Source organism: Mycobacterium sp. (genome assembly GCF_040509115.1).
In the GTDB taxonomy this organism is placed as follows: Bacteria; Actinomycetota; Actinomycetes; order Mycobacteriales; family Mycobacteriaceae; genus Mycobacterium.
Genome location: NZ_JBEVLO010000487.1, coordinates 1 through 12,344 on the forward strand (window position 1 = coordinate 1; position 12,344 = coordinate 12,344).

11 protein-coding genes are annotated in these 12,344 nt (G+C 68.3%); 3 read left to right on the plus strand and 8 right to left on the minus strand.

Annotated elements, in window-relative coordinates; all coding sequences use genetic code 11:
- The 5 genes from ABW137_RS33025 to glf all read right to left on the minus strand — a co-directional run.
- The coding region (locus tag ABW137_RS33025) for a hypothetical protein (protein WP_526406691.1) at positions 1 to 1,689 on the minus strand (1,689 nt) is incomplete at its 3' end.
- Complete coding sequence (locus ABW137_RS33030; RefSeq protein WP_526406693.1) at positions 1,667 to 2,593, minus strand: decaprenyl-phosphate phosphoribosyltransferase; 927 nt, start codon at positions 2,591 to 2,593, stop codon at positions 1,667 to 1,669. The genes ABW137_RS33025 and ABW137_RS33030, both read right to left, overlap by 23 nt.
- 6 nt (positions 2,594 to 2,599) lie before the next feature.
- Complete coding sequence (locus ABW137_RS33035) at positions 2,600 to 3,130, minus strand: phosphatase PAP2 family protein (protein WP_526406695.1); 531 nt, start codon at positions 3,128 to 3,130, stop codon at positions 2,600 to 2,602.
- Positions 3,127 to 5,070 (minus strand): glycosyltransferase family 2 protein, encoded by a 1,944-nt coding sequence (locus ABW137_RS33040; RefSeq protein WP_526406697.1) that lies wholly within the window; start codon positions 5,068 to 5,070, stop codon positions 3,127 to 3,129. The genes ABW137_RS33035 and ABW137_RS33040 overlap by 4 nt, the downstream gene beginning before the upstream one ends.
- A 2-nt stretch (positions 5,071 to 5,072) precedes the next feature.
- The gene (glf, locus tag ABW137_RS33045; protein WP_526406699.1) at positions 5,073 to 6,317 is read right to left on the minus strand and encodes a UDP-galactopyranose mutase; all 1,245 of its coding nucleotides are present in this window, start codon (positions 6,315 to 6,317) and stop codon (positions 5,073 to 5,075) included.
- A 215-nt stretch (positions 6,318 to 6,532) separates the two neighbouring features.
- Here glf and ABW137_RS33050 point away from each other — a divergent pair, with 215 nt between their 5' ends.
- Both ABW137_RS33050 and ABW137_RS33055 read left to right on the plus strand, forming a co-directional pair.
- Positions 6,533 to 7,447, plus strand: coding sequence for a hypothetical protein (locus ABW137_RS33050; RefSeq protein ID WP_526406701.1), 915 nt, complete (start codon positions 6,533 to 6,535; stop codon positions 7,445 to 7,447).
- A 135-nt stretch (positions 7,448 to 7,582) separates the two neighbouring features.
- Positions 7,583 to 9,247: an N-acetylmuramoyl-L-alanine amidase gene (locus ABW137_RS33055; protein ID WP_526406703.1), complete on the plus strand. Its 1,665-nt coding sequence runs from the start codon at positions 7,583 to 7,585 to the stop codon at positions 9,245 to 9,247.
- On the opposite strand, the gene ABW137_RS33060 is transcribed toward ABW137_RS33055, so the two are convergent.
- From ABW137_RS33060 to ABW137_RS33070, 3 genes are read right to left on the minus strand one after another with little or no spacing between them, the layout of a single operon-like run.
- The gene (locus tag ABW137_RS33060) at positions 9,244 to 10,056 is read right to left on the minus strand and encodes a Cof-type HAD-IIB family hydrolase (protein WP_526406705.1); all 813 of its coding nucleotides are present in this window, start codon (positions 10,054 to 10,056) and stop codon (positions 9,244 to 9,246) included. The two genes, ABW137_RS33055 and ABW137_RS33060, sit on opposite strands and share 4 nt — an antisense overlap.
- On the minus strand, positions 10,056 to 10,802 hold the full coding sequence (locus ABW137_RS33065; protein ID WP_526406707.1) for a lysophospholipid acyltransferase family protein: 747 nt from the start codon (positions 10,800 to 10,802) through the stop codon (positions 10,056 to 10,058). The genes ABW137_RS33060 and ABW137_RS33065 overlap by 1 nt, the downstream gene beginning before the upstream one ends.
- Before the next feature lie 4 nt (positions 10,803 to 10,806).
- Entirely contained in the window at positions 10,807 to 11,583 is a 777-nt protein-coding gene (locus ABW137_RS33070) for a lysophospholipid acyltransferase family protein (RefSeq protein ID WP_526406750.1), read from the minus strand.
- A 76-nt stretch (positions 11,584 to 11,659) separates the two neighbouring features.
- Between ABW137_RS33070 and ABW137_RS33075 the strand changes: the two genes are divergently transcribed.
- Entirely contained in the window at positions 11,660 to 12,340 is a 681-nt protein-coding gene (locus ABW137_RS33075; RefSeq protein WP_526406709.1) for a phosphotransferase, read from the plus strand.
- The last annotated feature ends 4 nt before the right edge of the window (positions 12,341 to 12,344 follow it).

The window sequence follows — 12,344 nt, forward strand, 5'->3', positions numbered from 1 at the left end:
GACGTTCATGCCGAGCATCCCGAGGTTGGTGAAGAACACGGTGTGCGGTCCACGGCGCTCGGCCGCGGTGAGCGGCGGGGCGCCCGGGGGCGGCGGCGGTGGCGGTTTCGCGGGCACGACGTCCCACCGGTCGTAATTGCCGGACGGAAGCAGCAAGGCACCGTCCGGGGTGTTGTCGATGGCGGTGAGCACCGCACGCATTCGGGGGTAGTCGAGATAGTCGGCCGCCGTCAGCGGATGCGCGTGACCGGTCGCCTGCGCGTAGAAGCGGCGCTCGTCGACGATGCCGGTGTAGGTCACCCGCGTCGCATCCGCGCCCAGCCCCGGCGAATTCGCCGCCCACAGCGACCATCCCACGATCGCCAACCAGAACACGCTGGTGGCACCCGCAAGCAGATAGCCCGGCCCCTGAACCGCCTTCATGCCCGACGGCAGGACCACCGGGATCACCGAGATCGGCGCCAGCAGGCAGAACAACGGCGTCAGCAGCACCCGTCCGTGCATGAAGTCACCGCCCTGGCGAAGCCAGTACACCGCCTGAAGCAGACCGCTGACGAGCATGAAAGCCACGACCGCCGTTGGGCTTTGGACGACGCTGACCAGCCTGCGCCGCCCACCATGGCCGGGCCCACGCTTGCGCCACAGCAGGCTGCGGACCGCCAGCAGGATCAGCCCCAGACCCGCGAGCAGCACGACCGGAATCCACAGCAGGTAGGGCCGGTTGAAGTTGGCCAGATAGACGAAGCCCTGCGACCACTTCGACCCGGATGCATCCTTCGCTATCGCGGTGCCCGGCACCAGCAACCCGTAGTAACCCATCCGGAACACCTCGTAGGCGACGGGTAGGAAACCGCCCGCGACGACGATCAGCAGCCTCCGCCGCCAGCCGTGCGCCGCGACCAGCATCATCACCAGCGCGAGCCCGCCGATCAGGGCGAGTTCGGGTCGCACCAAGACGCTCAGGCCCGCGACGAACGCCAACGTTCCCTCGAACAGCGGGCCCGCGGCGTTGCGCGGCGATTCCTCCGCGGGATCGACCCGCAGCGGCCGCGGACTTGGCGGTGGCGGAGCCGGATTCACCCTCGGCGCCTGCGACCAGCACACCATCATCCACCACAGCAGGCCGAGATACGCCAGTACCAAACCGTTTTCGAGCCCGGACGACGCGAAGTCCCGCGCCGGGGGGATCGCGATGTAGACCAACGCGCCCGCGGGTAGCAGCAGGGCCTGTCTGCCGCGGAGCCCTGGGGCATACAACCGACCGGTGCCGAGCATGACGAAGACGACACCGGCGACACTGAGGGTCAGCGCCAATGTCAGCGCCACGTACTCCAACCGCAGCGGGCCACCGATCCACGCGCCGAGCGTGACGAGGTACGTCCACACCGTCGACGTGTTGGCCTCGACGCGCTCACCCGCGTTGAAAACGGGCCCGTCGCCTGCCAACAGGTTACGGACGGTCCGCAGGACGATCAGGCCGTCGTCGGCGATCCAACGGCGTTGCCAGGCGCCCCAGGCGAAGAGCGAGGCCACCAGAATGGTGCTCACCCACAAGCTGACCCGTACCGACAAACCGTAGGCAAACGTGGGCCAGCGCGCTGCTCGGCGCGCGAAGACAGATCCCCGAGTCGCTGCGCTCCCACCCGCCGAGGCGGGCGTCGGCCCGTCAGCTGAAGGCGGCCGCGGCACAGACGCTTCCGATCCACGCCACCGCCAGTAGCTGCAGCACCCGGTCACGTAGGGCGATGTCCTCGGGCTCGCCCGCCATGCCACCGTCGACGTCCACCGCGTAGCGCAGGATTGCGATGGTGAACGGAACCATCGAGATGGCGAATAGCGATCCGCCCGCCATTCGGTCGCGCTCGAACGCCCACAGGCCGTAGCAGAGCACCACCGCGGTGGCCGACAGCGTCCACACGAAGCGCAGGTACGTACTGGTGTAACTCTCCAACGACTTGCGGATCTTGGCGCCGGTGCGTTCGGCGAGTTGCAATTCCGCGTACCTCTTGCCCGCCGCCATGAACAGCGAACCAAAGGCCATGACCAACAGGAACCACTGGGAGAGCGGAATGTTGGCGGCCACGCCGCCGGCGATCGCCCTGATCAAGAAGCCCGAGGACACGATGCAGATGTCAAGCACCGCTTGATGTTTCAGGCCGAAGCAGTACGCAAGCTGGACCGCGATGTAGATCGCCATCACCAGGGCCAGATTGGGGGTGACGAACCACGCGATGCCAAGGGATGCGACGCCGAGCAGCACCGCCAATCCGTAGGCCAGCGGCACCGGAACCACGCCCGCGGCGATCGGTCGGTTGCGCTTCGTGGGATGCGCCCGGTCGGCTTCCACGTCGCGGGCGTCGTTGATCAGATAGATGCAAGAGGCGCCGAGGCTGAACACGACGAACGCGAGGCCGACCTTGATGAGCACGTTGCGGTAGTCGTACTCCGCATCGTTCGACAGAGAACCGAGCGCCGCCAGCGGCGCCGCGAACACCAGGAGGTTCTTCACCCACTGCCGCGGTCGGATCGCCTTGACGACACCCGAGAACAGGTTCGTGGGCGGACCCGCGACCGGCGGCGCCTCTTCACTCACGGGCGCTCACGCTGTCTCCTTTCGGTCCACTCGATCCGCGGCGACCTCGACGGCCTTCGCGACGACGGCGCCCACGGCCACCCCCGTCAGCACGTCCGTCGGGTAGTGAACGCCAAGCACCAAGCGCGACAGCGCCATCGGCGGCACTAGCACCCAGGGCAGCGGAAGTCCGGTCGCGCGGCCGAGCAGGATCGCCGCGGCCGTCGTCGACGTGGCATGCGCAGACGGAAAGCTCAACCGACTCGGCGTCGAGACGTTGACCACGATCGCCTCGTGGTGCGGGCGCTCCCGCTTCACGACGCGTTTGATGACGACGGCGGCGGCATGGGCCGCGAACGCACCGACCCCCGCGGTCAACCACACCCGCCGTCGCTTGGGCTGCAGCGCGGCCCCGAGAACGGCGACGCCCACCCAGCCCGCACTGTGCTCACCGAAGTGCGACAGCGCCCGAGCGCCGGACAGGACGCCCGGTCGCCCCGCGAGGGTGGTCTGGACGGCGACCAGAACCGCGTCCTCGCCCATCGGGGTGTCGGTCACCGGGTCACGTCCGCCGGCGATGGCGGTAGGACCGTCTCCCACTTCTGCGTGCTGGACAGCACCGGCAGCGCTTCGCGATAGACCCGTCGCATCCGGTTGAACTTGCGGGCCAGCAACGCTTGTCGCTTCAACGACTCGCGGAGCAACTCGAACATCTTCGCGCGGTCACGCTGGCGGAAGACGACGCCGCGGCCGTCTGCCGTGGTGACGGTGACACCGTCGACCCGCGACAGCGAGAACCAGCGGGCGTCCTGAGTTGCGACGTTGATCTGCGGCCGCTGGTGATGCTCGGGATCGTGCGGCTTCAGCTGGTGGACGACACCGCGGGTGAGGCGCACCGAGATCGCCAGTGGGCTCACGGGGATCTTGATCTTCTTGCGCCACCGCTTGTCCGACGGCGTCGGCAGCGACGTCGCGCTGGGCAGCACCACCGCATCTGGGTACTGCTGGCGCATCGCGCGGATCTCCGGCAACGCCGACTCGAGGATGGAGAAGATGTGCTCGGGCCCGGCGAGGAAGTCGTCCATCGCCCTGTTCTGAATGGCGACCGTCGAATACTCAAGGCACAGAAGGTGTTTGATCGTCGCCTTCAGGTGGCTCGCGATCAGGCCCGAGACCTTGCCGTCCCAGTGCATGGCGGCCACCACCAGCCGGTTGCGCAGGTGGAAGTAGGCCTGCCAGTCGATGGCGTCGTCCTTGTCACTCCAGGCCATGTGCCAGATCGCCGCGCCGGGCAGGGTGACGGTCGGGTAGCCGTGCTCACCCGCGCGCAGCCCGTATTCGCAGTCGTCCCACTTGATGAACAGCGGCAGCGGCTGGCCGAGTTCCTCGGCGACCGAACGTGGGATCATGCACATCCACCAGCCGTTGAAGTCGGCATCGATGCGCCGGTGCAGCAGCCGACTGCGGTATTCGTCTTCGTTGTTGAGCGCGTACTTGGCGAAGTTGTGGTCGTACTCCGTGTTGATTGCGTTGGTCCACATGAACTTCTCGGCGTCGACCATCTCGCCCATGACGTGCAGGTGGCTCGGCTCCTGCAGGTTCAGCATCTGGCCCCCGATGAGGGTCGGGATCTTGGCGAACCGGTTGAGCGCGAGCGCCCGCAGGATCGAGTCGGGCTCGATGCGGATGTCGTCGTCCATGAACAGGATCTGTTCGCAGTCGGTGTTCTTCAGCGCCTCGTACATGACGCGGCTGTAGCCGCCGGAGCCACCGAGGTTGGGCTGGTCGTGAATCGTCAGGCGGCCGGCAAGTGCGGCCGCAGCGTCGGGGAAGTCAGGATGGTCCTTGGCCTTGCTGGTGCCCTGATCGGACACGATCACCGACGTGATCACCTGATCCACCAACGGATCGGAGGTCAGCGTCGCCAGCGCATTGACGCAGTCCGACGGCCGGTTGAACGTCGGGATGCCGACGGCCACGTTGGCGCGACTCGGTGCCTCGATCGGCGCGTACCAGCCTGCGCTGTGCACCGTCACGTTGGCGTCGGTGGTGATGTCGAACCAGATCCAGCCGCCGTCCTCGAACGGGTCGAGTCCGATCTCGAACTCGATGACGGCGGGGGTGTCGGCGGACACGCTCGACACGGCGCTGCCGCCCACGGTGATCCGGGCGCCGGTCGCCTTGGAGCGATACACGTCGACGCGCGCGCTGCCGGTCAGCTCGACCCGCAGCACCACCGACTCCAGGATCGACCACCGCCGCCAGTAACTGGCGGGGAAGGCGTTGAAGTACGTGGCGAACGACACCTCGGACTCCGTGCCGATCTCCAGCGTGGTGCGGGTCGGCGCGTGGGCCCGGCGCGCGTTGGTGCTCGATTCCTCGATGTAGAGCTTGCGGACGTCCAGCGGCTCGCCAGGGCGGGGCAGGATGATGCGGGACAGCAGGCTGACTGCCTTGTCTTGTCCGGCGTCGAGCGCGCCCGACGGAATGTCACTCATGCTCAGCTGCTTTCTCGGTCTTCTTGGGCGGACAGCGCACTACCATCGCGCAGGTGCGGCGCCAGCGTGTTGTCGTACATGTTCAGCGCACTGGCGATGGCCATGTGCATGTCGAGGTACTGGTAGGTGCCAAGGCGACCGCCGAACAACACCTTCGCCGATGCGGTCTCCGCCTTGGCCCGCGTTCGGTAGGCGCCGAGGAGCGCGCGGTCGGCTTCGGTGTTGATCGGATAGTAGGGCTCGTCGGAGTCGTCGGCGAACCGCGAGTACTCGCGCATGATGACGGTCTTGTCGGTCGGGTAGGCACGCTCCGGATGGAAGTGCCGGAACTCGTGAATCCGGGTGTAGGGCACGTCGGCGTCGTTGTAGTTCATGACGGGGGTGCCTTGAAAGTCCCCGCAGTCGCTCAGCACCTCGAGCTCGAAGTCCAGCGTGCGCCAGCCCAGCCTGCCGTCGGAGTAGTCGAAGTAGCGGTCCAGGGGGCCGGTGTAGACGACAGGGGCGTCCGGGCTCTCGGCGCGCAGCTGGTCGCGGACGTCGAACCAGTCCGTGTCGAGGCGCACCTCGATGCGGTCGTCGGCGGCCATGTTCTCCAACCACGCGGTGTAGCCGTCGACGGGCAGGCCCTCGTAGGTGTCGTTGAAGTAGCGGTTGTCGAACGTGTAGCGCACCGGGAGCCGGGTGATGTTGCCCGCCGGGAGATCCCTGGGATCGGTCTGCCACTGCTTGGCGGTGTAGTGCTTGATGAACGCCTCGTAGAGCGGCCGCCCAATGAGCGAGATCGCCTTCTCTTCGAGGTTGGTGGCGTCGGAGGTGGCGATCTCGGCGGCCTGCTCGGCGATCAGCGTGCGCGCCTCGTCGGGGGTGAAGTAGCGGCCGAAGAACTGCGAGACCAGGCCGAGGCCCATCGGGAACTGGTAGGCCTGGCCGTCGTGCAGCGCGAATACGCGGTGCTGATAGCCGGTGAAGTCGGTGAATTGCCGAACGTAGTCCCACACCCGCTGATTGGACGTGTGGAACAGGTGGGCGCCGTACTTGTGGATCTCGATGCCGGTCTCGGATTCCGGCTCGGAGTAGGCGTTGCCGCCGATGTGAGGTCGGCGGTCCAGGACGAGCACGCGCTTGTCGAGCTGGGTCGCCACTCGTTCGGCGATCGTCAGGCCGAAGAAGCCGGAGCCGACGACTATGAGGTCAAACCGGGTTCCGGAGGGATGGAGCGACGCGACCGGGGTAGCAGGGGAGATCATCGGCAGCAAGGGTATCCGACGGAGGGCACGGATCTGGCGACCGTCGGGCGGTACGCGCTAGGTCGCGATTCGCTCACGATTCCGCATCGTCACTCTAGACACTCCAGTCCCAGCCGTACCATCGAACGCGTAGCAGCCGAACCGTCGTAGCCCGGATATTCGGTCCATCAAACGGTCCACACGAACACGGTCCAAGAAATACTGAGGAGACTTCCGTGCCTAACCGTCGTCGACGCAAGCTCTCGACAGCCATGAGCGCAGTCGCCGCCGTGGCAGTCGCAAGTCCAGTTGCACTCGTTGCACTTTCCGACGCGTCCACCACCACCGCTCCGCAACACCGCGAGTTCGTTCAGGCGGCACTCGTCACCGATCTGCCCAACGAACTGCTCGGAGCGCTGACCCAGGGGCTGTCCCAATTCGGCGTCAACCTGCCGCCGCTGCCGACGGGCCTTCTGACCGGGTCCGAGTTGCCGTCGGCGACGACGCTGACCTCGCCGGGCCTGACCTCGCCGGGCCTGACCGCGCCGGGCTTGAGCCCGACGGGCCTGACGACCCCCGGCCTGACCCCAGCCCTCGCCACCCCCGGGCTGACCACCCCCGGTCTCACCACGCCGGGCCTGACCACGCCCGGTCTCACCACGCCGGGCCTCACCACGCCCGGTCTCACCACCCCCGGTCTCACCACCCCCGGCCTGACCACCCCCGGTCTCACCGTGCCTGCCGCGACGGCCACCGGCCCGAGCCTCACCGACCCCGGCCTGACGAACCCGTCGCTGACCAATCCCGCGCTGACCAGCCCGTCGCTGACCAGCCCCACGGGCACGCTGCCCGGGCTGACGACGCCGATCGCCAACACCACGGGCCTGCCTGGCGAGATCCCGATCTCCGATCCGATCGGGCTGGACCCGACCGCCGGGACCTATCCGATTCTCGGCGGCGACCCGTCCCTCGGACTCGGCGCGCCCCCTGCCGCCAGCGGGGGATTGCTGGGTGACCTCAGCAGTGCGGCTCAGACGCTGGGCGCAGGTCAGGCCATCGATCTGCTCAAGGGCATGGTGATGCCCGCCATCACCTCGGCCATGAAGGGTGCCGTACCCGCGGCCGCCCCAGCCATCGCGCCACCCGCCTAGAACCCGGCTAGACCCGCCGCGAAACGGCACCGCAGAAGCCAATCCGCGCTCTGCGGTGCCGTTGCGCGCCGGACGTACCCCATCTCCGTCGTGTCGAAACACTGGTAACACCCGACACATACGTAACATCAGTCCGTGCCGTACCGCCGCCAAGTACCGTCGCTGCTCTTCTCGGCCGTGGCGGCGACGGCCGTAATCCTGCCCTGGGCCGTCTACGGAACGCCCGGCGATGACGAGGCACCGCAGGCCACCGCGCCGCTCATCGTCGAACGCCCCCTCACCGGACTCGGCGGCGGCGAGACGATCCGCGACCTCCACCAGGACACCCCGTTCTCGATGGTCGCCCTCACCGCCGACGACCTCAGCGGCACCTCGGCCCGCGTGCGCGCCAAGAAGGCCGACGGCTCCTGGGGGCCCTGGTACGAGGCCGAGGCGCTCGACGGCGTCGGCCCCGACAACGGGGGCCAGTGCACTCCCCCGGATCGCTGCGCGCCCACCCGAGTGACCGGCACCGACCCCATCTTCGTCGGTCGCACCACCGACGTGCAGATCGCCGTCACTAGACCCACCGGAGCCACCCGCACGCCCGTCGGCCCGCGGCCAGGCCCCTCCGACGACCCCGCCAGGGCCGACCTCGGCTACCTGCCCGTCAACGTGGAACATCCACTGGCGCAAGACTTCAGCGCCGTTCTGATCAGCCCTCCGCAGGCGCCGGTCGACATCACCTTCACCCCACCGGAAGCCGCCACCCCGCCAGGAGTGCCACCCCCTGTCATCACCCGCGCCCAGTGGGGCGCCGACGATTCCAAGACATGCGGAAACATCGTGTACGACAGCGCAGTTCGCGCCGGCATCGTCCACCACACAGCAGGCAGCAACGACTACGCCCCGCAGGACTCGGCCGGGATCGTCCGCTCCATCTTCGAGTACCACACCCGAACACTCGGCTGGTGCGACATCGCCTACAACGCGCTCGTCGACAAGTTCGGCCAAGTATTCGAAGGCCGGGCCGGCGGTATCGACCGCCCCGTCGAAGGCGCTCACACCGGCGGGTTCAACCAGGACACCTGGGGCGTGGCGATGATCGGCGACTTCGAGACCGTGCCCCCGACCCCGATCCAGCTGCGCACCACCGGCCGCCTGCTGGGCTGGCGCCTCGGCCTCGACCACGTCGACCCCAAGGGCACCGTCGTACTCACCTCGTCGGGCGGGTCGTTCACCCACTTCCCCCGCGGGGTGGCCCCGACGCTGCCGACGATCTTCACCCACCGCGACGTCGGCAACACCGAATGTCCCGGCAACGCGGCCTACGCCCAAATGGACCTGCTGCGCGACACCGCGGCTCACTTCAACTCCCCCATCGCACCCCCGAATCTCTCGGACACGCTTCGCGGCGGCGCGATCTTCCTCAAGTGGGCCCAGATGGGCGGCGACACCAGCGCCCTCGGGGCACCGAAGACACCGGAGACCGTCGGCGAAGGGTCATCGCGCTACGTGACATTCGCCAAGGGCGCGCTGTACTGGTCGCCCGAGAGCGGCGCCGAACCCGTCACCGGCGCGATCTACGAGGCCTGGGGCAAGCTGGGCTTCGAGCGCGGCGCACTGGGCCTGCCCACCAGCGGCGAGATCCAGGAGCCGCTGTGGATCGTGCAGAACTTCCAACACGGCACGTTGAACTTCGACCGCGAGAAGGGCACCGTCACCCGCGTTCTCGACGGCATCGCGCTCGAGATCCCCCTGACCGAGGGCGACTCACCCGTGCAGCTCGAACGCTTCACCCCGATCGACGACCGGAGCTAGAGCCACCACCGCTCGAGCACCCTGGCCAACCCGTCGTCGGTGTTGGGCGCGGTGACCTCGTCGGCCGCCGCCATCGCCTCGGGATGCGCATTGCCCATCGCGACCCCAAGACCGGCCCACCTGAGCATCGGGATGTCGTTCGGCATGTCCCCGAACGCCACCACGTCCTCGGCGGTGATGCCCAACGGACGCGCGACCTCTTCGACCCCGGTCGCCTTGCTGACGCCGAGCGGGACGACTTCGATCAGGCCATTGTTGGTCGAGTACGTCAGGTCGCCCTCGATGCCGACGTGCGGAGCCAACGCAGCAGCCATGTCCGCGCTGCGCGCGCCGGCCTTGCGGATGAGCAACTTCACCGCGGGCGCACCCAGCACGTCGTCGATGGAGACCTCGGTGTTGTCGGGATTCAGCCAGGCGTGTTCATAGCCGGGCGAGCTCAGGAACTGCGGCGTCGCCGCGTCGTGTGCAGTACGGCCGACGCGCTCGACGGCAAGACCAGCCCCTGGGATGACGCGGGTCGCGATCTCGGCCAGTTCGGTCAGCACGTCGGCCGACAACGTCCGCGCCGACAGGATGCGGTCGGTGGCGGCGTCGTAGACGACGGCGCCGTTGGCACACACCGCCATCGGGGCGAACCCGAGCATGTCGACGACGGGCGCGATCCAGCGCGGCGGCCGGCCCGTGGCCAGGACGAACTGCGTCCCCGCCGCGACCGCCGCCCGAACGGCGGCCCTGGTCCGCGGTGTGACCTCCTCGTCGTCGTCGAGCAACGTGCCATCGACGTCGGTCGCGATCAGCGCAGGCAGCACTAGTGGTTCTCCGACTGTCCGCGCGCCCGCTCGGCGAGCTCGGCCTCCTCGAGTGCCCGCGCCTCGGCCGGCGTCGGCGCGCTGCCACCGAGCCTGCGCGGCACCCAGTACGCACCCGGCGGGTGCTCGTAGTCCTGCTGCACGGCGTGCAGGATCGTCGTCATCGTGTCGCGAAGCTCGTCCATGAGTTCTTCTGCGCTGCCCTTCGGGGATAGTGGCGGTCCGACCGCCACGGTGATCGGGATCTTCCTGCGGCCCACGTTCTTCGGGTGATCCTTGGTCCAGATCCGCTGAGCGCCCCACACGATGAGCGGAACGACCGGCACGTGCGCCTCCATCGCCATCCTGCTCGCGCCGGTCTTGAACTCCTTCAACTCGAAGCTCCTGCTGATCGTGGCCTCCGGGTACACCCCGACCAACTCGCCGTCGGCCAGCCGTTCGACGGCGACCCCGTAGGCCCCGGCACCGGCGCGCCGGTCCACCGGAATGGTCTTCGAGTGCCTGATCAAGAAGTCCACGATCTTCACACCTTGCATCTCCGCCTTGATCATGAACCTCAACCGTCGCCCCCGGTGCATCGCCGCGAGGGCGGCGGGCAAGAAGTCGACGTAACTCGTGTGGTTGATCGCGATCACGGCACCGCCGGTAGCTGGAATGTGCTCCAGACCCTGATAGGTGATCCGCGTTCCGGTGGCCCGCACCGCCGTTCTGCCCGCGATCTCCAGACTGGCGAAGACCGGTTCCATGCCACTACCCCGAGCGCTCGTCCGGGTCGAGGCGCTGCGCACGCCGGGCGGCCTTCTCGGCGGCCTCGTCGGCATCCATCTGGTTGGCCTCGCCCAGCGTCGGCGCGCCACCACCCATGCGATGCGGCACCCAGAACGCACCGGCGGGATGCTCCCCGTAGGCGTCCTGAACCTCCTCGAGCAGATGCTGCATGCGCGAATGCAGAAGTGCGGTCAACTCGGTCGCGGGCAGCGTCGGAAGGATCGGTTCGCCGACGGCCACCGAGATGGGCACCTTGGGGCGCTTCATGTTCTTGGGGTGGCCCTTGGTCCAGATCCGCTGGGCGCCCCAGACGATGTGCGGGATGATCGGGACGTCGGCGGCGATCGCCATCCGCGCCGCACCCGACTTGAAGTCCTTGATCTCGAAGCTGCGGCTGATGGTCGCCTCGGGGTAGACGCCGACGAGCTCACCGTCCTTGAGCCGCTGGCAGGCCTCGGCGAACGACGAGGCGCCGCTGTCCCTGTCCACCGGGATGTGCCGCAGGCTGCGCATGATGGGCCCGCTGACCTTGGAGTCGAACACCTCCCGCTTGGCCATGAACCTGACCTTGCGGCCGCGGCCCTGCCGGAAGGCGGGCAGACCGGCGAAGGTGAAGTCGAAGTAACTGGTGTGATTGATCGCGATGACCGCGCCGCCGGTAACAGGCAGGTTCTCCACGCCGGCGACGGTGAACTTCAATCCCTGCGCCCACCACACGCAGCGGGCGAGGTTGATCACAGTCCCGTATACCGGCTCCACAACCAGCCAGCCTAGTGCCGTCACCTTCGGCACCGGTGCGAAAGGCCCCCCGCGGCACCGGTGGAAGGGTGTGGGCATGTCCTTCCCGACCGCACCGGTGCCGGTCCCCGATGCCGTCGCCGAGATTGCGCAAGGCCGGCCGGTCACCGCCGTCTGGGTCAACGAACTCGGCGGGGTGACGTTCGCGGTGGCCGGGACCGGGTCGCTCGCCAGGGAATTCGTGAAGGTCCATCCCGACGAACACGCCGCACTGCTGGTCGCCGAGGCCATCAGGTTGCGGTGGGCCGCCGGCTTCGTTCCGGTGCCGCGCGTGCTGTCGACGGGCCACGGCTGGCTACACACCGCCGCGCTTCCCGGCCGCTCGGCCGTCGACCCCTACTGGGCGGCGCGGCCCGTCGCGGCCGCCCGTGCGCTCGGCGCCGGGCTACGCCGGTTGCACGACACGCTGCCCGTCGCGGGCTGCCCATTCGGGCCGCCGTCCTGGGTGCCTGCGGATGCGCCGCCAGCCGACCGGCTGGTGGTCTGCCACGGCGACGCCTGCGCACCGAACACCCTCATCGGTGCCGACGGTGACTGCAGCGGGCACGTCGACCTCGGTGACCTTGGCGTGGCCGACCGGTGGTCGGATCTCGCCGTGGTGACGATGTCGCTGGCATGGAACTTCCCCACCGTGGAGGAAGACGCGCTGCTCGACGCCTACGGCGTGGCACCCGACCACGAACGCATCGCGTACTACCGGGCGCGCTGGGAAGAGTAAGCCG

Excerpts from the sequence above, each read along its gene's own strand:
- ABW137_RS33040 (WP_526406697.1), bottom strand. The coding sequence starts at position 5,070 with ATGAGTGACATTCCGTCGGGCGCGCTCGACGCCGGACAAGACAAGGCA.
- ABW137_RS33065 (WP_526406707.1), bottom strand. The coding sequence starts at position 10,802 with ATGGAACCGGTCTTCGCCAGTCTGGAGATCGCGGGCAGAACGGCGGTG.
- ABW137_RS33075 (WP_526406709.1), top strand. The coding sequence starts at position 11,660 with ATGTCCTTCCCGACCGCACCGGTGCCGGTCCCCGATGCCGTCGCCGAG.
- glf (WP_526406699.1), bottom strand. The coding sequence starts at position 6,317 with ATGATCTCCCCTGCTACCCCGGTCGCGTCGCTCCATCCCTCCGGAACC.